The 23,451-nt window shown below is 45.4% G+C and carries 20 protein-coding genes and 1 riboswitch; of the genes, 6 read left to right on the top strand and 14 right to left on the bottom strand.

The features are described 5' to 3' along the window. Positions 1-66: 66 nt before the first annotated feature. Positions 67-1,164 (bottom strand): PRK06851 family protein, encoded by a 1,098-nt coding sequence (locus ACK8P5_RS24560; protein ID WP_422658789.1) that lies wholly within the window; start codon positions 1,162-1,164, stop codon positions 67-69. A gap of 228 nt (positions 1,165-1,392) precedes the next feature. Between ACK8P5_RS24560 and rlmN the strand changes: the two genes are divergently transcribed. The 3 genes from rlmN (at position 1,393) to greA (ending at position 3,896) form a co-directional block, all read left to right on the top strand. Next, positions 1,393-2,454: a 23S rRNA (adenine(2503)-C(2))-methyltransferase RlmN gene (rlmN, locus tag ACK8P5_RS24555; protein ID WP_422658788.1), complete on the top strand. Its 1,062-nt coding sequence runs from the start codon at positions 1,393-1,395 to the stop codon at positions 2,452-2,454. A 127-nt stretch (positions 2,455-2,581) separates the two neighbouring features. Beyond that, entirely contained in the window at positions 2,582-3,349 is a 768-nt protein-coding gene (locus tag ACK8P5_RS24550; RefSeq protein WP_422658787.1) for an AAC(3) family N-acetyltransferase, read from the top strand. Positions 3,350-3,410: 61 nt separating this feature from the next. Continuing rightward, positions 3,411-3,896 (top strand): transcription elongation factor GreA, encoded by a 486-nt coding sequence (greA, locus tag ACK8P5_RS24545; protein WP_422658786.1) that lies wholly within the window; start codon positions 3,411-3,413, stop codon positions 3,894-3,896. A 49-nt stretch (positions 3,897-3,945) separates the two neighbouring features. Here the strand turns inward: greA and yedF are convergent, their stop codons facing one another. Both yedF and yedE read right to left on the bottom strand, forming a co-directional pair. Further along, positions 3,946-4,173 carry a sulfurtransferase-like selenium metabolism protein YedF gene (yedF, locus tag ACK8P5_RS24540; protein WP_208917198.1) on the bottom strand — a complete coding sequence of 76 codons (228 nt, stop codon included), beginning with the start codon at positions 4,171-4,173 and terminating at the stop codon, positions 3,946-3,948. Further along, a complete protein-coding gene (gene yedE, locus ACK8P5_RS24535) occupies positions 4,163-5,371 on the bottom strand; it encodes a selenium metabolism membrane protein YedE/FdhT (RefSeq protein ID WP_422658785.1) in 1,209 nt (402 codons plus the stop codon). The genes yedF and yedE overlap by 11 nt, the downstream gene beginning before the upstream one ends. Positions 5,372-5,605: 234 nt before the next feature. Here yedE and ACK8P5_RS24530 point away from each other — a divergent pair, with 234 nt between their 5' ends. Together ACK8P5_RS24530 and ACK8P5_RS24525 are read left to right on the top strand one after the other, a co-directional pair. Then, positions 5,606-5,893, top strand: coding sequence for a DUF6509 family protein (locus tag ACK8P5_RS24530; RefSeq protein WP_422661577.1), 288 nt, complete (start codon positions 5,606-5,608; stop codon positions 5,891-5,893). 140 nt (positions 5,894-6,033) lie between these two features. Beyond that, positions 6,034-7,485, top strand: a complete 1,452-nt coding sequence (locus tag ACK8P5_RS24525) for an FAD-dependent oxidoreductase (RefSeq protein WP_422658784.1) — start codon at positions 6,034-6,036, stop codon at positions 7,483-7,485. Positions 7,486-7,583: 98 nt separating this feature from the next. Here ACK8P5_RS24525 and ACK8P5_RS24520 read toward each other — a convergent pair whose 3' ends face one another. From ACK8P5_RS24520 to ACK8P5_RS24500, 5 genes are all read right to left on the bottom strand, one after another. After that, entirely contained in the window at positions 7,584-9,320 is a 1,737-nt protein-coding gene (locus tag ACK8P5_RS24520; RefSeq protein WP_422658783.1) for an Ig-like domain-containing protein, read from the bottom strand. A 143-nt stretch (positions 9,321-9,463) separates the two neighbouring features. Further along, positions 9,464-9,552, bottom strand: a riboswitch (cyclic di-GMP riboswitch). Between the two features lie 369 nt (positions 9,553-9,921). Next, on the bottom strand, positions 9,922-11,409 hold the full coding sequence (locus ACK8P5_RS24515) for a copper amine oxidase N-terminal domain-containing protein (protein ID WP_422658782.1): 1,488 nt from the start codon (positions 11,407-11,409) through the stop codon (positions 9,922-9,924). 15 nt (positions 11,410-11,424) lie between these two features. Continuing rightward, on the bottom strand, positions 11,425-12,822 hold the full coding sequence (locus ACK8P5_RS24510) for an MBOAT family O-acyltransferase (RefSeq protein ID WP_422658781.1): 1,398 nt from the start codon (positions 12,820-12,822) through the stop codon (positions 11,425-11,427). A 204-nt stretch (positions 12,823-13,026) separates the two neighbouring features. After that, positions 13,027-14,670, bottom strand: a complete 1,644-nt coding sequence (locus ACK8P5_RS24505; RefSeq protein ID WP_422658780.1) for a DUF4179 domain-containing protein — start codon at positions 14,668-14,670, stop codon at positions 13,027-13,029. After that, positions 14,657-15,196, bottom strand: a complete 540-nt coding sequence (locus ACK8P5_RS24500; protein ID WP_422658779.1) for an RNA polymerase sigma factor — start codon at positions 15,194-15,196, stop codon at positions 14,657-14,659. The genes ACK8P5_RS24505 and ACK8P5_RS24500 overlap by 14 nt, the downstream gene beginning before the upstream one ends. A gap of 165 nt (positions 15,197-15,361) precedes the next feature. On the opposite strand from ACK8P5_RS24500, the gene ACK8P5_RS24495 reads away from it, so the two are divergent. Continuing rightward, on the top strand, positions 15,362-15,943 hold the full coding sequence (locus ACK8P5_RS24495) for a TIGR00730 family Rossman fold protein (RefSeq protein ID WP_422658778.1): 582 nt from the start codon (positions 15,362-15,364) through the stop codon (positions 15,941-15,943). A gap of 57 nt (positions 15,944-16,000) precedes the next feature. On the opposite strand, the gene ACK8P5_RS24490 is transcribed toward ACK8P5_RS24495, so the two are convergent. The 6 genes from ACK8P5_RS24490 to ACK8P5_RS24465 all read right to left on the bottom strand — a co-directional run bounded on the left by ACK8P5_RS24490 (position 16,001) and on the right by ACK8P5_RS24465 (position 23,403). Next, positions 16,001-18,331, bottom strand: a complete 2,331-nt coding sequence (locus ACK8P5_RS24490; protein ID WP_422658777.1) for a histidine kinase — start codon at positions 18,329-18,331, stop codon at positions 16,001-16,003. 38 nt (positions 18,332-18,369) lie between these two features. Then, entirely contained in the window at positions 18,370-18,972 is a 603-nt protein-coding gene (kdpC, locus tag ACK8P5_RS24485; protein WP_422658776.1) for a potassium-transporting ATPase subunit KdpC, read from the bottom strand. Positions 18,973-19,000: 28 nt separating this feature from the next. Next, the gene (kdpB, locus tag ACK8P5_RS24480) at positions 19,001-21,034 is read right to left on the bottom strand and encodes a potassium-transporting ATPase subunit KdpB (protein WP_422658775.1); all 2,034 of its coding nucleotides are present in this window, start codon (positions 21,032-21,034) and stop codon (positions 19,001-19,003) included. 21 nt (positions 21,035-21,055) lie between these two features. Beyond that, complete coding sequence (kdpA, locus tag ACK8P5_RS24475) at positions 21,056-22,735, bottom strand: potassium-transporting ATPase subunit KdpA (protein ID WP_422658774.1); 1,680 nt, start codon at positions 22,733-22,735, stop codon at positions 21,056-21,058. A 30-nt stretch (positions 22,736-22,765) separates the two neighbouring features. Next, positions 22,766-22,831, bottom strand: a complete 66-nt coding sequence (locus ACK8P5_RS24470) for a potassium-transporting ATPase subunit F (RefSeq protein WP_422661576.1) — start codon at positions 22,829-22,831, stop codon at positions 22,766-22,768. 161 nt (positions 22,832-22,992) lie between these two features. Next, positions 22,993-23,403 (bottom strand): hypothetical protein, encoded by a 411-nt coding sequence (locus tag ACK8P5_RS24465; RefSeq protein WP_422658773.1) that lies wholly within the window; start codon positions 23,401-23,403, stop codon positions 22,993-22,995. Positions 23,404-23,451: the final 48 nt, after the last annotated feature.

Here is a 23,451-nt window from a genome sequence, read left to right as displayed (position 1 = left end):
ACACCTCGAAAATCCTTTAATTAGGATCGAAATGAAGATTTTTAGCAGATTATTGCATGAATGAACTTAAGATTTCTGGGCGATACCGACAATTTCACGTCGTATTGCCTCTTGGATGCCGTCAACCTTAGCAGGATCAACGAATGGTGCAATCATGGCTTTTAGCTCATCCAAATACCCTTTGGAATCCGTCAGATGCTGAATCGACACTTTCATTTGGGCTGCATAACGCTGTTTGAAGTCGTGGAGTGCCTCCGCATGTTGTTCATCGGTTCCTGGCTGAATGCAGCGAGCGTAAGTATCTACGATCTCATCCTCAGCGCGATCTGGAAAATATTCATGAGGTGCTGTGCTGTCAAAGATTGCAAATCCGATCTCGCGGACAATGACCATATCGAGACTGTTCGGATCAAAACCGCAATGGTAAACCTCGACGTCGAACCCTCGTTCTTCCCCTGCAGCTGCGATTTTTTTGAGCATGGTGGATTTACCGGAGCCGGCGCGTCCTTTCACGAGATATCTTTTGAGTCCCTGTGTTAGATCCGGAACATAGTCAACGGCGCCCCTTGGGGTAGCTGCCCCTAGGAAACGATGATCAACACGGGCTTGTTTCTCAAGCTGTTGATTACCGTACAATATATTCAAGTATTCATTAGTCATCTCATCAGCTGCTTGAAAGTTCATATTATCAATGTACAGAGCCTCCCAGTCATCGTGTATACGAAGAGCTTCTGCAAACCCAGCATAGGCTTTCTCATGGGATTGCTTTATGCAGAGGTTGAGGTTTTCAATTTCGGTCTGAAATGCGCTCAGTCCATCTAGATCGATACAGGTATCATCCAGATTTATAAACTGGATAGCAGCCCCTGTCTCATCCATAGACATACCACGGAATGCGGAGCCTGTGATCATGCCTGTGCTCAGTTCAGGAGCGATCCAGCCATCAATGGCGTCATTATCCGAGGCCGTATGGAAGATCCACCGTTCATAACCAAGCCCAGAGACCTCATTTCCAATATTCCGAATGAGATTGGAGTGGCCGCTGCCAGGCGATCCATCCACGATGAAGAGTGAGTTGATTCCCTGAAGGGAAGAGGAGAGAAGACTTGTGAAACCGCGGGCGGTATTGCCGCTTGCGAAGAAATTTCGAATGATTCCAGTCATAACTGTCACACCTTTCTAGGCTAATGTCATGGGTTTTACTCTTATGGTATTAAGTGAGGTCGAAAAAGGTGCGGCCTTCAACTATGAAACTGAATTGCTTATGAACTCCACTTGTGTTCATCCTGGAATTTTGGGACAATAATAAACAGAGTGTTGATGTTGTAGTCATTCATAGCGTAAGATAGTAAGATTAAATTTTAACGTTTCTTAAAGAGAGAGGACATATACATGAACAAACCATCTATATATGGGTTAACCTTAGAACAATTGGCTTCTTGGCTTGAAGAACGGGGGCACAAGAAATCCCGTGCTGCACAGGTATGGGATTGGTTATATCGGAAGCGGGTCACCACCTTTGCAGAGATGATCGATGTAAATTCAGAATGCCTGCAGCTTTTGGAAGAACATTTTGCAATATTGACGCTAGAAGTGCACACGAAGCAAGAATCTGCAGATGGTACGATTAAATTTCTATTCAAGCTGGAAGATGGTAATTTGATCGAGACGGTGCTGATGAGACATAAATTCGGATTGTCCGTGTGTGTAACGACACAGGTTGGATGTAACATTGGCTGCAGTTTCTGTGCGAGTGGGCTCATAGCCAAGAGTCGTGACTTAACCAGTGGAGAAATTGTTGAGCAGATTATGAAGGTTCAGCTTCATCTGGATGAAGCTAAGCAAGGTGAACGTGTGAGTCATATTGTTGTTATGGGAATTGGTGAGCCGTTCGATAATTTCGAGCATATGTCGAACTTCATTCGGGTTATCAAGGATCATAAGGGATTGGCAATTGGACCAAGACATATCACGGTATCGACAAGCGGAATCGCTCCTAAAATTATTGAGTTTGCAGATAGCGATCTCCAGGTCAACCTGGCTCTTTCTCTGCATGCACCGAATAATGAGCTCCGTACCCAGATCATGAAGATCAATCGTGCCTATCCATTAGAAAAGCTTATGCCTGCAGTAGATTACTATTTAGAGAAATCTAACCGCAGAATTACGCTCGAATATATTTTGCTAAAGGATGTTAATGATCAGAAAGAGCATGCGCTGGAGCTTGCTGAGCTTGTCGGTCATCGCAAAAAATTAGCAAACGTGAATCTTATTCCTTATAATCCGGTGGACGAGCACAGTCAGTATCAGCGTAGTACGCAGGAATCGATTACTGCTTTTTATGATATTTTGAAGAAACAAGGTGTCAGTGTCAGCGTTCGTCTTGAACACGGAACAGATATCGATGCCGCTTGTGGGCAGCTTCGAAGCAAGCAGATTAAGAAAGTACAGTGATGTGCGGCAAAGATCAATTAAATAGAGCCATATAAGTGTTAAACTAATAGGAAAAGCGTATCGGTTCTTGCGATACGCTTTTTTTCTAGCGTGGAATTTCTGGTAATCATAAGAAGGGGGCCTTTATATGCATACTAAACATCGTTTAATGAAGGAACTTGAAACTCTGGGGATTGATCGAAGAGGAACCATACTCGTCCATTCCTCCATGAAAAGTATCGGAGAGGTGGAGGGCGGAGCCGATACCGTACTAGATGCGTTATCAGAATATATGGAGGATGGACTGCTGGTCTTGCCTACCCATACATGGTCGTATATTAAAGCTGATAATCCTAAGTTTGAAGTGGACAACTCCCCTTCATGTGTTGGAATACTGCCGGAGCTGTTCCGTAAACGTGAAGGTGTAATCCGATCCTATCATCCAACGCACTCTGTAGCTGCGTTAGGGAAGGAAGCTGCGGCATTTACGGAAGGGGCTGAACGATATAATACGCCATGTCATCGTGAGTCCGTATGGGGGAAGCTTCTGGATCGTAAAGCGACTATCTTATTAGTCGGTGTAGACCTACGCCGAAACACGTTCATTCATGGAATTGAGGAATGGGTGGATGTCCCAGATCGGCTTACTGAGGAGCATGAGGCTCTTACTACTGTCTTAAGCGATGGTACAGAAATATCGGTCCCTTCACGTAGACATAAAGGTCCTGCCTCCTCAGAATACTTCTGGAAGGTAGAAGATCTTCTGGAAGAACAAGGGGGCATGTATAAGGGGGTATGGGGTGATGCGGTCGTACGTGTATGTGACACGGCGAAGTTATATGACATCCTGGCTCCAATGCTGCGTGCGAATCCTGATCTATTCGTAGATAATGAACCACTTCAGAAGCAGGAATAATCAACGTTGATCTCTGATTTAGGGTACAATGGAATAAATGAAGATAATAGGAGCTGGATAAATGGCTAATGAAGAAGAAGTAATTGTCACCGCGGAAGGTTACGCTAAGCTGGAAGAAGAACTGAAATATTTGAAGGGGCCCAAGCGTAAAGAATTATCTAAGCGGCTTAAACTTGCAATCAGCTTCGGCGATCTGAAGGAGAATAGTGAGTATCACTCTGCTAAAGATGATCAATCGTTTATGGAAACCCGGATTATGCAGCTTGAGAAAATGCTAACCAAGGCAAAAGTCATTGATGCTAACAGTATTAACTTTGATCAAGTAAATGTGGGCACCGTGGTTGTCCTAAACGATATTGAATTCTCTGAAAAAATTGAGTATCAGATCGTTGGACCGGCAGAAGCAGACGTAGCGAACAATAAAATCTCTTATGAAAGTCCACTTGGTAAAGAGCTGATGGGCAAAGAGGTAGGAAGCGTTATAAATGTAAATGCTCCAATGGGAATCATTAAATATGAGTTGCTTGAGATTAAAGCAGCCCTTTAAATTAAATATCAAAAAATCCCCCTATCTTAGGGGGATTTTTTAGATTAAATTAAACTTGGATGAACAAGCTGAACTCTTGGCCAGTCTTCTCAGGTTCTTGAGCCATCGTGTAGCCGTGTTTAACTACTTCTTCAGGCACGTTACGGAACGCAGATGGACAGTCAGAGATGACTTGAAGCAATTGACCTTTCTTCATGTCGCGTAATGTTTCGAGCGTATAAATAACAGGATAAGGACAAGATTCTCCACGAAGATCAAGTGTGAAATCAACGGACATTTGTATAATCCCCTTTCTTAAATCCAACGCCGAAGCGGTAATTTTTCTGCCAGTAGACGGCAATGGCGAATCCAATAGCGAGAACGACTAGCGTAGCTGTAAGTGCCGCAGCAGGTCCCATGGTGGTGATCAAGTTAACCTTAGATCCGCTCTTCACGAGCAGGTCGTAGATGCCCAGATGATCCCATGCATAAGCAAGGCCTGTTGCGCCCAAAATGTTACCGATAAATACAGGTAAGAAGACGACTTGTCCTTCCATGAGTCGGTACATCATGCCCGTCTCGCAGCCAGCAGCCATTACGATACCAATACCGAATAGTAAGCCACCGACAAAAGTGCTTGGAGCTGCAATTTTCGTAATCGGATCGATTCCGTATACGAGAATGATGATGAGGGTAGCAACAGAACTGATGGCCATACCAAGTGTAATTGCCTTGGTCATGGTTGCACGGCCGCTAATCCACAAATCACGGAATGCAGACGTGAAGCAGATCTGACCTCGTTCGATCAGAATACCGAATGCTGCACCGAAGAGAGCAGCCGTACCGAGCATATTGCGTCCAGTTACGAAGAAGTAGACAATAAGTCCGGTATAAGCAAGTCCAATAATAGCTCCCACAAGCGGCTGGATGTTACGCTTTGGCTTAGTGGATGGAGCTATGCTGCCTTTTGTTAGAACGGGCTTTCCTTTCCACCATCTTGTATTCACGACCTTAGCACCGAAGAATGTTCCGATTGCAGTAGCAATAATGAAGATCCAGGAGTGAAGCGAGAACTGGGGAACCCCTGTAAAGAAAGCTGCTAGGTTACATCCCAGTGCAAGACGAGCACCGAAACCAGCAATGATGCCACCGACTAACCCTTGTACATAACGGCGTTTCTGCTTCGGAATTCGGATTTTGAAATTGCTGCTGAGTAGAATCGTAATCATGGCACCAATAAACATACCCCATACGATCCAGCCATCAGTCCGAGTCCAAGTGGTACCATTCATCTTAACGAGATCAAAATAAGCCCAATCGGAAATATCGACCCCGAAGAATTCAAGGATATGGCCTCCTAGACGAGTGAATTCACCGGTTACTGCCCAGACACTCCCTGTAATTCCGAAATAAATTGCACTCAGAATGCCTGCGACGCTCATGGCAACATATGGACTCCAATAATTACCGAACAATTTGGTATACAAGTTCTTCATCTTTGTTTCTATATCTCCTCAATTGGTGAGAGCTAATAGCCCTCCCGTGTTTGCTGAAAAAAACGAACAATTTTCATTTTACTACAAACCTCGGATGCTTGTGCAAAAATATTAACTTCTTTTTATTACACAAATGTAATAGTATTCCAATTCATTGGTGAAAACCCTATTTAATTCTTAACTTCGGAGATAATGTGTATAATGATAGGTATCGTGTTTGGAAAGGATGATTACATGCTAACGATAAAGGAATATACTGCTGAATTTGTTAAAGATCCGTTCGGCATCTTACCGGGGAAGAGATATGAATTTGTATTTGATCTAGATGTCCCAGAGGATGATGAACTGTTCCGTGAGAGTGGTGTATATGTACGAGTTATCTTTCTCTCAGATGAGGATCAGTCACGCATAGTGAAGTATGATTTCTTTGAAAGAACGAGTGATTTGTATCTCGATTTTGATATGGAGCCTGAAGAGGAAGAACAGCTAGCTGAGTTTTGCAAAAACAATATACCGGAGTGAACGGTGTGATCAAAGGCATTCCTGAGGGGATGCTTTTTTTGATGATATTGAAAGGGAATAGCAAGTGTGCTAGCATTTTAATGGAAAATATTACTGCGAATGTGAAAGGTATTATACTCGGAGGGAAGTAAACGTAGCATATGAATGTATTGAAGAATAGTTTTCGATTATTAATCTCTCTTTTAATAGCAGCATTAATGGTGCAATGGATTGTACCTTATCCTCACGCCAAGACAGTCCAGGCCCCTGCGACCTGTGGACACGGTTGTATCCGGTATGACATTGTTGTCATCGGGAGTGAGATTCAGGGTGTTCTCCTTGCAAGGGAAGCGATGAAGCATGGGCTTGATGTTATTATTCTTGATCCGCGGGAGAAACCGGGTGGAGAGCTGATTGAAGGCCAGATGCAGTTTCTGGACGAGCCCAATGACAAGAGCCAGAAGAGTCTAGTACAAGGCGATATCAAAGAGTTGTTTGATGGTTTTAAGAAAGGCACGATTCGTAAAGCCCCCGAGTTTAATGCATATTACGATAGTAAGATAGAGGATATTAAGGTTAAGAGTGGGATTGAGATCGAATCCGTGAAGACGATGAAGGTGAACGGAGAACAGTCTCTTCAATCACTGACTTATCTCGCCGACGGCAAGCGCCATCAGGTGCAGGCTGATTATTGGGTCGAGAATACAGACTTTAATGCCCTGACGAGCAAGCTGGATGCTAAGCGGATTCCGGGTATGGAGAGTTTATACAAACAAACTGAGCATGAGCCGGATTACATGGCAGCGACACTTATGCTCCGGTTCAAGAAAGTCGATTGGCGCAAGCTTCACCAAACGATATTAGAGGACTACCCACTGAGCAATGTGCAGAAGAAATATGGTCCGAATACATACGTGGATTGGAGTATTGCAACAGGCCTCAGTAACATGATGATGAAGTATAAACCGCAAGATCCACAGATGGTTCTGAGAGGGATGAACACACTCGATCAGGGACATGGCGAAGTGATTATGAATGCTTTATTGATCTATGATGTGGATCCAGCGGATGCGAAATCCGTTCAAGATGCGCTACATAAAGCGAAAGCTGAGGCACCTTATGTACTGGAATTTATGCGTAAGAATATTCCGGGGTTTGCTAAGGCGGAGCTGAACGGGTTTCCTGATTATTTGTACATTCGAGACTATAACCGTTTCGAGACGGAGTATGTCCTGAATTATGAGGATGTTAAAGAGAGTCATATGTTCTGGGATAACGTGAGTATTGGTGGTTATTCGGTTGATCTTCAGGCCACAAGGCATATTCCCAAAGGCATAGGCTTTGGGAAGACAGACAAGTACGGGATGCCGCTGCGATCATTTGAATTGAAATCTTATGAGAATGTACTGGTCGCTGGTAAGAATGTAGGAGCTGATGTCAAAGCCTACGGTACTGCACGAATCATGCCGAATACGGCCCTAGCTGCACAGACGATTGGAATCATCTTAGGTCATGAGATGAAGACGAAAAGGCTCAAGGATCTCAACGAGGACGATTTCCGCCGAATTCATGCTTATTTGAAGAAGGATTACGGCATTTCATTAGATAAATAAGGTTGAATAGAAAAGCAGCAGGTTCCTTTCCGCTCACGGAGAGATTCCTGCTGCTTTTTACTGTACCTTTACGCAATGGTTTTGATATGAAGGCTGAATTACTTCACAATAACAGAGCTGCCGGTACTACGGTTTCCTGCAACGTCCGTGGCATAGACGATAACCTTCTTACCTGAGCGCTGCGCTTTGATGGCTACAGAATAATTACCATTCCGGTCCGTCTTTGCTTTCCCAAGAAGTGTTTTTCCAATATATATGGTCACCGTAGAAGCAGGTTCGGCTTTGCCAGTAACCCGGGTTGAATTTCTTGTAAGTGTATTCACCTTCGGTGCAGGTGGTGGAGTCAGTTCCTTCACTTTGAGGCTATAAGATCCTGTGTTAGACCCATATTTCTTCACCTTGATATAATATGTACCTGATTTGAGATTGAATTGCTGGACTACCTTTTTTGGCTCTGATTCACTAGCATAGTAAACGTCTTTATTAAACAATTCGGTTACCCCATCGCTCCCAAGGAGATAGACAAGTACTTCATTGATTTGTGATGTGAAGTTCAGCTCTACAGGGCCTGCTTTGGGTACCGTTAGTTTATACATGTCTACATCGTCCGACCAAGAGATCCAGCCTTTAACCAATTGATTTGTTATACTGATTGGCTGTGCTTTGTCCTTCGTATTGTTCGGCTCGGAGTCATTACCGTTAGAGCTTTTAAAGTTTGCTTTTAATGTATATTTGCCGGTGTAGCTACCATATTTCTTTACTTTGATATAATACGTGCCTGCTTCAAGATCTAACGAATCATTCCACTTTTTCGGTTCCTGAGTACTTCCGTAATAAAGGTCTTTCTTCGTAATCTCGGTTGTGCCATCCGCGTCTAGGACATAGATCATCACCTCGTTGATCTGAGAAAAAGCTTCTAAATCAACTTGTCCGGCCTTAGGCAGCTTAAATTTGTAAACATCAGTATCATCCGATACGGAAATATAGCCTGTCTGAACTTTGCCATTGGTCAAAAGGTTTTGCGACTGTTCGATGTTGTTGTTCGGCTCAACGTCATTTCCTTTGACCGGCGTGTGCTTCGCCTTAACCGTATAAGTCCCTGTATGTTTACCATACTTCTTAACTTTAAAGTAATAGGTCCCCGCCTCTAGATCAAGTGACAGCTCCCATTTCTTCGGCTCGTCCACGCTTCCATAATAGAGATCCTTACTCGCAATTTCCGTTGTTCCATCTTGATCTAATACATACAATAAGACCTCGTAATTATGTGAGAATACTTCGAAATCTACCTGCCCAGCTGATGGCACGTCCAATCGATATACGTCAATTGCGTCGGATTCAGAAATAAAGCCCTTCCGTACCGTTCCTTTTAAATCCAAAGGCTGTGATGCTGCAGTACTGTCATTTGGCTCAATATCGTTACTGCCATTCGGTGTGTGACTTAGTTCGAGCGAGTATGCACCCGTGTACTTGCCATATTGTTTAACTTTGATGAAGTACTTGCCTGCCTCTAGATCAAGCCACTTGCTCCACTTTTTTGGTTCTGCTTCACTTCCATAGTAAAGATCTTGCATGGCCATCTCTGTTGTTCCGTCGGATGCCACGATATAGATTATCACTTCATTAATTTGCGAGAATACTTCTAGATTTACCCGTCCTGCAGAAGGAACTGTGAATGAATACTGATCCATTTCTTTGCCTGCGCTCGTGATGGAGCTGGAAATCTTGTTGTTAAACGTCAGCTCTTGTGTGCCGTCTGCCGCAGCCCACGAGCTTGGAAATATACTAAATACAAGCAATAAAGATACAATGAAACTCAACCATGACTTTTTCATTTGTTTTCTCTCCCGTAAACTATTTTCTTTACTAAGGACTTGCTGACTTAATATGAAGCTTGGTGATGTCCCCCCTTAATAAAATAAAAAGCCTGTCATTTTCCCCGAAATGGAAAAAAACAGGCGTGTTTATACCTCTTCTGTTCGGCGGCCCGGCGATCATCGTTCTTGTCAGAACCCTAGACCCGTAGCTTTGCGCCCTTACCTTTCGATAAGTTTGCCATTTCGTAAATTAACTATGTAGTTATTTACACCTAATCATAGATAGGGAAATAGTAACTCATTAAAATTATAGTGTGGGTCCTAAGAAATAACAATTGTTATATTAATCACAACTAGTAACCTTTATCTGAATATGAAGTTGTTCATTCTGATTAAACGAATGACTAGAATTGTTGCTGTTAGAGGTACTATGATATAGAACGTCTAGAAGCTTCCATTTTCGCGAGAAACATGTTGTCGTTCCTTATAAAAGTTTGTCTAAACAGGTCGCTTTATTTCGCATTGTAGTTCGTTGCAGGAACACGGTCTTGTATTCGCTGGAAACGTGTAGTTCCGCGCATAAAAAAAGAACAGCCAGCGGCTGCTCTTCTTCTACGCCTTACATTGGACGCAGGTCTATACGTGTCTCATAGGTATCTTCCTGAACATCAGCATACCAACCAAGTTGCTCAGCCGTCCAAACAAGTGGAATCATGGTCACTCCTCCGATCGTTTGTGGAGGTGATTCCATTGATAAATTACCGGTCGATGTTAAAGCCGCAGCACGTCCAACGGTCATTTGGAGCTTATAATCTTTACTTGATAGACGCATGGTGCGGGAGCTCTTGTCCCACGACCACTGCGCATCAAGTGCTTTGACCAATTCTTTGACAGGAACCATGAGATCCTGCTGCCCAGCCCATGCCCGCTTTGTAAAATCAAGCTCCTGTTCTTGTATAGTAGTGAACATATTGCGGACTCCCGGCTCAGGGGTCACCATCGCATGAAGAGTATCTATATTCAGCTTGTTATTCAACTCATCGATATTCTCATGGGTCACTCTATACTTGATGTCATCTCGACCAATAGCGGCTGCAATCCATGAATTTACGTTTTGTGAATGGTGAGACAAGTCCTTGTATAGATCCAAATTATACGTCCACTCGGTTTCTGTCTGAAAATCATAAAGCTTTACATTCGTGTGAACTGCGAATTGTTCAAACATCCATTTTCGCATGGTGATCTGATTATCGAACCGAGCAGCATTGCTCTCTTGCCACATCGTCTGACGCAAAATGCTATAGGGTGGATAGTAGAAGTGAAATTCTACATCAGGATAAGCTTTAACGAGCGACAAGATGTTATCGGTAAAGCTCTTTTGCACCACATCGAGGCTTTCCTCGTTAATTCCGAAGTACACATCTTGCTGACTTGCTGTTTTGTAGGATTTCATTACCTCTTCAGCACCAAATTTTGCTTTATCATTCCAGTTGTTCAGATATTCTAAATCTTTATCTTTATTTCCGAATAGTTTGCCATACAGGCTCTTGAAGAACTGGTCGTATACGGAGTAATTAAATAAGTAATTATAATCATTCCACCAAACGTCATCATACATATAAAGAGGGAATTGATCAGAGGCTTGCTTCGTATTCGCCTTCAGCGAGAAGTAGTCGAGACCCCAGACAATTCGCTTCACCTTACCAGTCTCAAGTGCCAACTTGGCCGTATAGTAGTGTTCGTCTGCCGTAGATCCTTCGATGGCTAGTTTCATGGCGGTGCCCCCTAGCGCTTGTCCAACTTCCGAAGGTAGAAAGTTCTGGGTCATCGATGTTCCAATAATAATGGTGTCGTAGTCGTAATTTTTAGCAAGCCCAGGGTTCTGGTACCTAGCATCGCTGGACAGAAAAGGCTTGTACCATGTAGCTTTACGATAAAATTGCAGCGGGTCAAGTACCGCAGTCAAGGTAATGATGGCTGCGGTTAAGGCAATCGTATACATAGTGAAGCGCAGAAGCATAGCCTTTGCTCGGGCGCTGTTGTTTTTAGCTTTTCGGGTGGCCGTATGTTTCGGTTTCGTTATGACCGTATTCGTATTCGGGCTCAAGAGACTCCCACCTTTTTAAAAATTAAAATATAAAAACTCAGAAATTCGGTTGAGATAGAGCAGGGACAAGACGAACATGACAGCCATCGTAAATGCGGTCTTCCAATCGGGATTCATCTGTTCGCGGCGCTGAGTGGAATTCGGTGTGAAGAGTACAATGGGCAGAAAGATGGCGATCATGATGATCGGGATAAAGAGTGTAAGCGGCGAATGAAGTCCAGCGCCGTTCAAACCGCTCATGCCCTTGAGTATACGCAGGGCCTGTCCCCAACTCGTGGAACGGAAGAATACCCAAGTGATGTTAATAAATATAAAAGTAATGAACCATGCGGCCCATATAGGCAAAGGCCGTCCGAGTTTCGCCCATAAGCGATGAATCGCCTGACCGACGCCATGAAGCGCACCCCAGATCATAAAAGTCCATCCAGCTCCGTGCCATAGACCACCGATTAAGAAGGTAATAATGACATTACGCATGGCTATAGCATCTCCTCGGCGGTTCCCACCCAGCGGAATATAGATATAATCACGCAAGAAGCGGCTTAGCGTCATATGCCATCTTCTCCAGAAATCCTGAAGGTTAACGGCTTTATATGGTGAATTGAAATTCTCAGGTAACTTGATGTTGAAACATAGGGCAACACCGATGGCCATATCCGTGTATCCACTGAAGTCAAAGTATAATTGGAACGTGTAGGACAGTGCGGCAACCCACGAATCTATGAATCCTGTAGCCGAGTTGAATCCGTCATTTGCGAACACGGCAAACGTATCGGCTATGACAACCTTTTTAATTAATCCGATGCAGAATACATACATACCTCTTGAGAGGTTAGACCAGTTCAGAATCTTGTTACGAATTCGATCGAACTGAGGCATCATTTCGCTATGGTGGAGAATGGGGCCGGCAATGAGATGCGGATAAAAGGTAACGAACAGAATATAGCTGAAAAAGTTATACTCCTGCGCCTTTCCTCGGTAGCCATCAACGAGATAGGCAATCTGAGTGAATGTAAAGAAGCTGATTCCAAGCGGCAAAATGATGTGTAACATGGGGATGTTTCCGCCCGTGAGGTGGTTGAGATTGTCTAGGAAGAAGTCAGCGTACTTGTAGTAACCAAGCAGGAGTAGGTTCATAATGATTCCGAAGGTGAGTATGAGCTTACGTCTGCGCTTATGTGTGGTATGTGTATCGTCTTTAGAGGTTAGTAGACGTCCAATCATATAATTGAACACGATCGATCCGAGCAGTAGCGGGATGTATTTAACATTCCACCAGCCGTAGAAGAAGAGAGATGAGAGGGCTAACCAGTACTTGGACACGTCCGTATACCTGAAGCGATTCAGTGCGAAATAAACAATTAAAGTAACCGGCCAAAACAAAAAGATAAAAACATATGAATTAAACAACACGGGGTCTATTCCTACTTTCTTCCTGTAATAGATCGTTCTTAGAGAATTATCGACATGGAAGCTAAATATATGAATATAGTAATTATGGAATATTTTGAATATGAATGATAGACTCTTCGCGAAAAAAAGGAATGACAGGGAAAAACCACCCAGAGGTAGACCCGCGGGCGGTTTAAGAAGTTTTTGGAACAAAGATGTTTTACTTTACGGTTTAAGCTTGATGCGCATCTCGTCTTCCGGCTGTTCTGTTGTGTATCTATAAATGTAAATTTCCAGGTCGGATGAATCAAAATTCTCATAGACATCCATATGTTTATTGTTTCCATCACCTAATATGCCCATCATTGCCGGTTTCCCGTATTCTCGATCCTTACCGCTTAAATAGTAGGTCTGGTTGACCCCGCCAAATGCCGGATCAGAGCTTAAGGATTCCACGTACAGATGATTGTCTTTCATATAGTACTTCCATGTAATTGGATATCCTGCAATCCTTGAATTGATGGTTTGCTGCTTATCCGAGATATTCGTTAAACGTATCGGATGGTCGTCACCTACATGTTCATCCACACGGTGACTCGCAACCAAGGATACAGGCTTATTCACAAGAGAAGCGGCATCTAGCCCGGTCATTTCAAACCGTAATTCGGTTTTGTTGGGCTTGTTAGTTCCGTATGAGATACCCCCATCCAGCAGTAGGCCATCCACGTCGAGTTGATAGTTCATAAATGGAACGCGTGTGTATTTCTCTTTGTGAGTCATGATCAGCCGCACCTGTGTTGGTGTTACAATCATCTTACTTATTTTGGTTCCGTCAGTAACTTGGTCTACCGGAATATTCAGTGTTTCTTCAAATGAACTCTTTTCTAATTGTTTCTTGGAAAGAGTTAAGTTTATGTTCCAAGAACCCTCAGCTGTTCCCACGATTCGATCATAACCAAGCTGGAACTTGGTTTCCTTGGAACGTAGCTGATCGGATTTGAACATTTGCTGACTCAAGTATTCATTAGAAGCTCCCGGCGTTCCGAAGACAGGAGTTTCCGCTTCTTTAATGGGCTGCTGTTGCTCGTCTAGTGCTTGAACCCGCACCCAGCTCCTCTTTTGTAGCTCTGGGTCTGTGAATGTGATGGCTGATTTCAGCAGCACCTTACCATCAGACTGATCGAAAGACTGCAATGTCACGCTGTCTATGCCATCCTTTTGAATATTGAATATCTGTGTTTTAGAGGTGTTAGGATTGTAATCGATGGTTTGCTTGCCGTCGCCCATAAAAACGAGATCCTTCATCGCAAACTCAACAGTAGCCGTGCTTCCATCCAAGACCCAGTCTGTTTCGAAATATCCCTGAAATACACCCAGCTCTTCATTCCACCTATGTGTATAAGTTCCCTCAATTAGATTGCCTTTCTGATCTTTAAGGCCGATTTGATCAAAACCTACATCTTTTCCATCCCATGAAGATCCGGGATTAATGCTGTAGAGTAGGAAGGTCCGATTCTCATCCGTGAATGCGGTATGGAGCGTCAACGTCACGCCGCTATTCGTTATCGATTGATTAATCGTTTGGCCTAAGCCTTGCTCCAATGCAGACTGAATACCGGATTTATAGGAGAGAATATCGGACCAATCGTATTGAATAGCTGCATATACTGGTGTAGCCATCAGGGCAACAGATAATGAGACGATAACGGCTGTTCTTTTACGTCTCCGGGGACGAGATGTCACGAATTCACTACCCACGACCTTCAGCTCTTTCTGCTCGATACTGTTCCACATCTTATCGAAATCAGGATACACGATGTTATTTGGAGCCTTTATCTGATTCTTTAAGTCCTTCTCAACGCGTTCCAAATTGCTTCTCTCCCTTCAAATAAAAGCTATGGTGTTGCTGCTCGAGCTTTTTTCGCATCATCTTTAAAGCTTTATGGAGTCTTGACTTAACCGTCCCTACGGGGACGTTCAATGTCTCCGCAATTTCGGCTATCGATAATTCACCGATGAAGCGGAGGGTAACGACCGCCATCTGTTTATCGGGAAGCTGTTTCAGCAGTTTATCCCATTCCGCCGCATCTGCTTTCTCAAGTACAAGGGTATCAACGGATTTGGCTGCTGCTGTGGCCTGATCATAAAGCCATTCCACTTCGGGCTGCTTATCGCGCTTGGTCTTGTTCTTGCGAATGAAGTTTAAGCAGTGATTCATCGTGATGCGCATGATCCAAGCACGTACTTGATCAACACTTCGCCAGTCCTGATGAAATACGGTGACGAATACGTCGTGACAGAGGTCTTCTGCATCTTGTGCGTTCCGCAGCATGTAATAGCAGGTACGATACACATCTTTGTTGTATGAATCGAATAGTTCACGTTCCGTCGTCAATGAAAGGCGCTCCTTTCTTTTGTGTGATGTAATATAAACAGATGACCATGGAAAAAGGTTCATCCTTTTTGAGTTTTGATCATCTTAAATTTGTTTTAGTTAAAAATACCAATCGTATATATTAAAGAAGTATAATTCAAAAAGATTAGATACGGAGGGACAACCATGAAGAAGATTGCTGTTTTTTGCGGATCGAGTGACGGTGCTTCATCCGCGTATAAGGAAGGTGCTGTGCAGCTAGGTAAAGAGCTTGCCAGACGAGGAATTACACTTGTATATGGAGGAGCAAGTGTCGGCATTATGGGGACTGTAGCCGATGCCGTTCTGGAAGCAGGAGGGCAAGTCATTGGTGTCATTCCCCAAATGCTTGAGGACCGGGAGATATCTCACCGCGGCTTAACGGAGCTTATTGTTGTGGGCTCGATGCATGAGAGAAAGATGAAAATGGCGGAGTTGGCAGACGGATTTATTGCATTGCCGGGAGGTCCGGGTACGATGGAGGAATACTTCGAAATTTTCACCTGGGCTCAGTTGGGGCTTCATCAGAAGCCTTGCGGTATTCTGAATGTGAACGGCTATTACGACTTGCTGATCTCATTCTTCGATCATATGAATGAACAGCAATTTCTACAGGACAAATACCGTGCGATGGCACTTGTTGCCGCTAGTCCGGATGAATTAATAGAGAAGTTCAATGCATACAAGCCACCAACAGTGAAGACTTATATAACAGAAGACGAAACGTAACAATACAAAGTCAAAGGGACCCGCCACAGCTTCATGCTTGGCGGGTCCCTTATTTAACTAGCGCTTGAGTCCATTCCGTGTTTCATTATCTGCGACTACAAGCACATCCATGTGTCTTGTACCTCGAAGTAGCTTTTTGATGATATTACCTTGGCGTATTTGTTTCCAGACCGCGGCACTGGATTGACCGATAATCATCTGAGTAGCTCCAGCTTTATCGGCTTCGGTCATGAGAATTGAAGGAATGTCCTTCTGATGCTCTGCCTTTTGAACAATAAATGTTCCACCTAACTGTTCTGATAAGGTGTGAAGCATCTCTAGGCGGTCTTTGATGTCTCTATTGCTAGATAAAGATTCTACTCGAACAAAGGTTACATACCAGGTTGCCTTAAGTCGGTGGGCAATTCGGAAGCCGCGCCGGATCAATCGCTCTGCCTGAGAGCTGAGGCTTACGCATACGTAAATGACCTCTTGGCGCCTCCATGGGCCCCTTAGTGAATTGCTACGCTCCCATGATTCAAGACGCTCATCCACATCGTCTGCCAGTTCCCGAAGTGCTAACTCTCGCAGTGCGATAAGATTACCCGTCTTGAAAAAATGACTAAGCGCCTGATTGACTTTATCCAAGGCGTAGATTTTACCGTCCTTCATTCGCTGCTGCAGTGATTCGGGGGTCACATCGATCAGCTGGACCTCGTCTGCTAGCTGTAAGATATGGTCCGGCACAGTCTCCCGGACACGAACGCCGGTAATCTGCTCTACCGAGTCGTTCAGGCTCTCTAAATGCTGCACATTAACCGTTGTGATGACCGAAATACCTGCGCCGAGAATGTCTAGTACGTCCTCATATCTCTTCTTGTGCTTACTGCCCGGTACATTCGTATGCGCCAGCTCATCGACGAGTACGACATCTGGATTTCGGCGGATGATCTCATCCGTATCCATCTCTTCCAGCTGTGTACCGCGGTAGTCAACGATCTTCCGGGGAAGGATTTCAAGCTTTCCCGCCTGTGTTAGTGTTTCTTTACGTCCGTGTGTTTCGAGTAATCCGGTTAGCACATAGATCCCTTTACGAAGCAAGTCATTGCCTTCGCGGAGCATTGTATACGTCTTGCCTACACCTGGGGCAGCCCCGATATATACCTTGAACCGCCCACGCTTAATCTGCCTAATCTTCTGGTCAATCTCTTGAGGATTTAACCTGTGGAACGACTCAAATGAACCAGGAGGCCGATTGATCTGAGCGGGTAGGATGCGTTCCCCTTCTAGCTCTGTGCGGTCAGCCACGATGAAAATATCTACACCGCGTGTTCTCTGAAGCAGATCATGGATGATGGAGCCTTCATATAACTCCTGCCACCGCGTCTGCTTCGAATGCCCGAGCACAATCCGGGTAACATGATGCTCTAGTGCGTATTTCAGGAGAACTTCCGCGAGCGATCTTCTGGAACAGCGGGGAAGCTCTTCAAATTTGGCTCCGATTCGTGATGTAAGCTTAACGATGGAGCGTTTAAAGGTGGTCTGCTCTTTGCTAAGCTCTTTATTCTGATCAACAAACGTAACGACCAGCAGGTCGCCGTTGAGTCTCTTTGCGATCTGCTGACCACGACGTATATAAATAGAGCCGTTCCAGTGATACTGGATGGATACTAAGATCCGCTCATCTGCGCCAGATGGTCCGATCAGCCCCAGTTCTTTACGATATCTTTCAAGAGAGCCGCTCACGCCCTCTGCAACGAGCCGGAGGGTTAGCTCCCGTAGTACAGCCAGATTTCCGTGCTTTAGAACATCCATGCCCCCGCCAGATAATCCCTCGGCTGCACGGCTGAGCATCGTTTCAGGGGTGACATCGATCAATATGACTTCATCTGCCAGCTCCAGCGTATCTGCGGGTACGCTATCCGTAGCCTTGACTCCCGTCAGTTTACTCGCAATCTCTCGTACGTCTTCCAATTCATATACGTTAATCGTTGTAATGATACTGATCCCGCAGCTTAGGAGGTATCTTATATCCTCAAGCCGGGTAGCGTGTCGTGCACCCTCCCGGTTTCGATGAGCGAGTCCATCAACGAGCAACACCTCTGGATTTCGCTGCATGATCCGCTCGATATCCAAATCTTTTTGCTCTAGACCATTCTTTATCCAGTGAATACTGGGAATCCGGTTCAAATCGCCGATCTGCTCCATCGTTTCCGGACGCTGCATCGTAGACACAGCACAGATGACAACGTCGATGCCCTGAGACTTTAAAGTCTGGCCTTCGCGGAGCATATGATATGTCTTTCCGGAGCCGCTTACGGCTCCAATATACACCTTTAGCCGTCCTTGATGCAGCTTCGAGATGGAGCGTAGGATTTCTTCAGGTGTTTTTCTTCTGAATGGATTCATGCCTTTCTCGCTCCCTTGAGGCTCCTAACACCTGAGATTTACAACAGATCGCGCAGCGCCAGATTCAGCTTCAATACATTGACACGAGGTTCCCCGAACACTCCAAGATCGCGGTTTTCGGTATGCTCCTTAACAAGCTTTATAAGCTCGCCTTCCGACACACCCGTCAACTTGCTGATCCGGGGGATCTGGACCTTAGCCGATTGCGGTGTGATGTGTGGGTCTAGACCAGAACCAGAGTTCGTGATTAGGTCAATCGGGAGTTCGCCCACCGGCACATCCGGATTGTTCAGCTTCCAGTCTTCAATAGAAGCCTTCGTTCTCTCCATTAAGTCCGGATTTGAGGGAGCGTAGTTGTTGCTTCCCGATCCGGCTCCGTTGTACTCAATGCTTGATACCCTGCCTTGAAAATATTTCGGGTCGGTAAAGTTTTGTCCGATGAGCTCAGACCCGACCACTTTACCCTCACTGTCCTTGACTAGACTGCCGTTTGCTTGCTCCGGCATGAGCAGTTGTGCCGCTCCAGTCGTTACAAGCGGATATAGAATACCGCACAAGACAATAAATACGAGACTTGCTCTTAGTGCGATGCTAAATGAAAAGCGGGCGGTATGGTTTTGTTTTTGCTCCTGATTATTCATTATTATTCGATCCCTTCCTTATCTATCGTTAAATCCACAAGTGGACGACCATATCAATAAGCTTGATTCCGATGAACGGTACGATTACGCCACCAAGTCCGTAGATTAGAAGATTCCGCTGCAGCAGCTTGGAAGCGCTCATCGGTTTATAAGCCACACCTTTCATCGCCAGTGGAATGAGTAGAGGTATAATGATGGCGTTAAAGATGAGGGCTGACAAAATAGCGGACAGTGGTGAGCCGAGCCCCATGATGTTAAGTGCATTCATACTTGGAATGGCAGCGGTGAACATGGCAGGTATTATGGCAAAATATTTGGCCACGTCGTTCGAGATACTGAAGGTGGTGAGTGCACCGCGTGTCATAAGGAGCTGCTTGCCAATAGCAACCACCTCGATAATCTTGGACGGATCGGAATCCAGATCGACCATGTTAGCAGCTTCCTTCGCAGAGGTTGTGCCGCTGTTCATAGCAAGCCCAACATCCGCTTGGGCCAGTGCAGGCGCATCGTTCGTTCCGTCACCGGTCATAGCAACGAGCTTGCCCTCGGCTTGCTCTCTACGAATGACGGCAATTTTATCTTCTGGCTTACTTTCGGCGATGAAATCATCTACACCTGCTTCCCGTGCGATCGTTGCTGCGGTCAGTGGATTATCACCGGTACACATGATCGTCTTGATACCCATTTTCCGCAGCTGATCGAAACGTTCCTTCATGCCGGGCTTCACCGTGTCTTTGAGGTAGATCAGGCCATAGATTCGGTTATCTACCGCCACTGCCAGCGGTGTTCCGCCTTCGGTAGCGATGGCGTCACTCTTGGCGATCAGGTCGGATGGGATCGCTCCGCCTTGAGACTGGACCCAATTCCTCACAGCATCGACTGCGCCTTTTCGGACTTTCATGCCCTCCTTCAGGTTCATGCCGCTCATTCTTGTTTCGGCTTTAAATTCAACGAATTCTGCACCCATTGTTATCGATGGGTCAAATGCAATGCCTTCTTTCTTTATCAGCTCCAGCACCGAACGGCCTTCTGGGGTTTCATCAAGGACCGAGCTAACGGCCGCCCACTTGGCGACAGTGTCAACCGATTCGGATCCAACCGGGATAAACTGGCTTGCCATCCGGTTACCGAATGTAATTGTTCCTGTTTTATCAAGAATCATTGTGTTGATATCGCCCGCAGCTTCAACGGCTTTACCGGACATCGCTAGCACGTTAAACTGTGTTACCCGATCCATACCGGCAATCCCAATAGCAGACAGCAGACCACCGATGGTGGTTGGAATGAGACAGACAAGAAGAGAGATCAGAACAGGAATCGAAAGTTCGATGCCGAGATATTTGGCGATCGGGGCAAGTGTGACAACCACGATTAGGAAGATCAACGTTAGTACGGTCAACAGGGTGTTCAGTGCAATCTCATTAGGTGTTTTTTGCCGGGATGCACCTTCGACGAGTGAAATCATTCGGTCGATGAAGGATTCGCCCGGATCACTGGTGATCCGGACTTTGATCTGATCACTCACGACGCGTGTACCGCCGGTTACGGAGCTGAAATCTCCGCCAGCTTCTTTAATAACCGGGGCAGATTCCCCAGTAATAGCGGATTCATCGACAGATGCGAGACCTGCAATGACCTCGCCATCACCAGGAATCATCTCACCTTGTGAGACGATGACGACATCACCTTTACGTAAATCGGTGGATGGAACGATCCTAGTTCCACCGCCATCTACAACCTTGTTTGCTGTGATCTCTTTTTTGGACTGTTTCAAGGAGTCCGCTTGGGCTTTACCACGCCCTTCGGCAAGGGCCTCGGCGAAGTTCGCGAATAAGACGGTGAAGAGCAGGATCAGGAACACGGTTAGATTAAAGCCGATGCTGTCTTCTGTACCGAAGTATTTAGGAAAGATCGTCATGAGAAGGACGATAAATGTACCGACCTCTACAACGAACATCACGGGATTTTTCATCATCGTGATCGGGTTTAATTTAATGAAGCTATCTTTCAGCGACTTCCGAATCATATCTCCGGTTAATACTGTTGTTCGATTGTTATTCATTAGAATAATCCACCTTTTCTTTTAACGGATCGTTAAATGCTCGGCGATCGGGCCAAGCACAATCACAGGCAGGAATGTCAGTGCCCCGATGATCAGGACTACTGCAATGAGAATAAAGGCGAATAGCCGGTTATCCGTGCGGAAGGTTCCAAGTGTCTCGGGAACCCACTGTTTGCGTAGCAGAGAACCGCCGACGGCCAGAAGGGCAATCATGGAGACATAACGCCCAAAGAGCATGACAAGTCCAGTTGAAATGTTCCAGAATGGTGTGTTATCTGCGAGCCCCTCAAACCCTGAGCCGTTATTAGCTGCCGAGGATGTGTATTCATACAGCACTTGTGAAATGCCGTGGAACCCACCATTTGTAATCCCGGACTGACCGGCATCTGTTATGAGTGCAAGCGCCGTTGGTGCAAGAATGATAAAAGGATGAGCTAGAATGGCGATTGCAATCAGCTTCATTTCTCTTGCCTCAATCTTCCGCCCCAGAAACTCCGGTGTACGTCCGACCATGAGCCCCGCAAGGAATACAGCCAAGATCGCGTACATCATCATGTTCATCAGACCTACACCTTTTCCGCCGAACACGGAATTCAGCATCATGAGCGAGAGCGGTGTAATGCTACCGAGCGGGGTCAGCGTATCGTGCATATTGTTGACGGACCCGGTGGTGGCGGCTGTGGTGACTGTCGTGAATAGAGCAGACTGTGCAACACCAAAACGGACCTCTTTACCTTCCATATTGCCTTGTGAGGCATCGATTCCAAGCTGGTTCATTGCAGGATTTCCGCTCGATTCCGAGACATAGGCAAGCGATAGAAACAAGGTAAACAGAACCATCATGACGGAGAAAATAACCCACCCTTGCTTCCGGTTCTTCGCGAACAAGCCGAACGTGTACGGCAGAGCTGCCGCAATGCACCACATGGATAAGATTTCGATTACATTCGTGAGCGGACTCGGATTCTCAAATGGATGTGAAGAATTCACACCGAAAAATCCACCGCCGTTCGTACCCAGATGTTTGATGGACTCTAGTGCCGCCACCGGACCCACCGATACTTGCTGCTCGGTACCCTCAAGCGTCGTTACGTTAATCGTAGGTTTTAAGGTTTGAGGAACATGCAGAGCAACGAGCAACAGAGCCACAGCAAAAGCTAAGGGGATAAATATTCTTGTATGTGCCTTAACAAAATCCTCGAAGAAGTTACCAATGGTCGTTCCCTTACTCGTAATCGCCCGAATGAATGCGATCGCGACACATAGCCCCGTTGCAGCGGAGGTGAACATCATCATCGTGATGACAGCCATCTGAGAGAAGTAGGACAGTCCTGATTCACCACTATAGTGCTGGAGATTCGTGTTCGTCATAAAGCTGATGATGGTGTTAAATGACAGTGTCGGCTCCATATGATCAACCCCGTTCGGATTGAAAGGAAGCGCCTTTTGCAGCCGTAGGATGAGATACCCAACGGCGACGAGTACGATGTTCGTCATTACAAAGCTAAGGGCATATACTTTCCAAGTCATGCCCTTACGTTCTTTAAGCCCGATTAATCGGTAGATCGGTTTCTCTACCCATGAGAACCATTTATCCGTCCTGCTGGCTTCATCGCGAAATACATGATACACGTAAGTTCCGATTGGTTTAACGAGCAGCACCAGAACTAGAATAACGATGGCAATTTGTATAATGCCCATGATTGATTGCTTCCTCCTTCAATAGCACCCCTAGAATTGTTCCGGGTGAATCAGCGCGTAAATCAAATATAGAAAGATAAAAATCAGCAATAACATAATAATGATCATTCGTTATCTGCCTCCGGTTCATGGACTACGCGTCCACACCAGGATAGAAACAGGGTGAATAGCGTGTAGGTTCCTCCGAGAATGAGCACCATGTACAAATCCTGCATGTAAATCCCTCCAAAACATGTTTAATGAAGTATGGATCAAGGTTAGCTGGTGAGTGATGAAACTAAGAAGGACACATGATGGTTATTGGTATGAATCACAAAGGTAGCGCCAAGTCCTTTATAAATTAATCTGGGATTGCTTGAATGCGTGATGACATAGATTGGATCCGTTGTCCATGTGCGGCATATCCGCAAGTAACGGCAGCATAAATTCAGGCTGCTTTCGAACAGAAACACCTTGCTCACGGAAAAATCCGGTATGATCCAGGTTTGTTCATCGGTGGTATCAATGAAGACGATGTTCTTCGTCCCGATGCTCTCAAGACGATCCCGTTCTGCACGGTTATTCGCGATCGCTGCGAACGGGATTTTATAATAGATGAGCTGGTGGATAAATTCCTCTCCAGCCTTGGTTGGTGCGGATACTAATATCATTTCTTGCCATTCCTCCATGATTTCTCCTCCTAATGGTTAGAAAGAGAAGACAACAAAAAAAGCCAC

Source organism: Paenibacillus sp. EC2-1 (assembly GCF_049311625.1).
GTDB lineage: Bacteria > Bacillota > Bacilli > Paenibacillales > Paenibacillaceae > Paenibacillus_AQ.
This window is presented reverse-complemented; position numbering and strand designations above follow the sequence as displayed.

Coding starts and splice junctions, on each gene's coding strand:
- rlmN (WP_422658788.1), top strand. CDS start 1,393: ATGAACAAACCATCTATATATGGGTTAACCTTAGAACAATTGGCTTCT.
- ACK8P5_RS24525 (WP_422658784.1), top strand. CDS start 6,034: ATGAATGTATTGAAGAATAGTTTTCGATTATTAATCTCTCTTTTAATA.
- kdpC (WP_422658776.1), bottom strand. CDS start 18,972: ATGAATAATCAGGAGCAAAAACAAAACCATACCGCCCGCTTTTCATTT.
- ACK8P5_RS24560 (WP_422658789.1), bottom strand. CDS start 1,164: ATGACTGGAATCATTCGAAATTTCTTCGCAAGCGGCAATACCGCCCGC.
- ACK8P5_RS24495 (WP_422658778.1), top strand. CDS start 15,362: ATGAAGAAGATTGCTGTTTTTTGCGGATCGAGTGACGGTGCTTCATCC.
- kdpA (WP_422658774.1), bottom strand. CDS start 22,735: ATGGGCATTATACAAATTGCCATCGTTATTCTAGTTCTGGTGCTGCTC.
- greA (WP_422658786.1), top strand. CDS start 3,411: ATGGCTAATGAAGAAGAAGTAATTGTCACCGCGGAAGGTTACGCTAAG.
- ACK8P5_RS24520 (WP_422658783.1), bottom strand. CDS start 9,320: ATGAAAAAGTCATGGTTGAGTTTCATTGTATCTTTATTGCTTGTATTT.
- ACK8P5_RS24465 (WP_422658773.1), bottom strand. CDS start 23,403: ATGGAGGAATGGCAAGAAATGATATTAGTATCCGCACCAACCAAGGCT.
- yedE (WP_422658785.1), bottom strand. CDS start 5,371: ATGAAGAACTTGTATACCAAATTGTTCGGTAATTATTGGAGTCCATAT.
- kdpB (WP_422658775.1), bottom strand. CDS start 21,034: ATGAATAACAATCGAACAACAGTATTAACCGGAGATATGATTCGGAAG.
- ACK8P5_RS24530 (WP_422661577.1), top strand. CDS start 5,606: ATGCTAACGATAAAGGAATATACTGCTGAATTTGTTAAAGATCCGTTC.
- ACK8P5_RS24490 (WP_422658777.1), bottom strand. CDS start 18,331: ATGAATCCATTCAGAAGAAAAACACCTGAAGAAATCCTACGCTCCATC.
- ACK8P5_RS24550 (WP_422658787.1), top strand. CDS start 2,582: ATGCATACTAAACATCGTTTAATGAAGGAACTTGAAACTCTGGGGATT.
- yedF (WP_208917198.1), bottom strand. CDS start 4,173: ATGTCCGTTGATTTCACACTTGATCTTCGTGGAGAATCTTGTCCTTAT.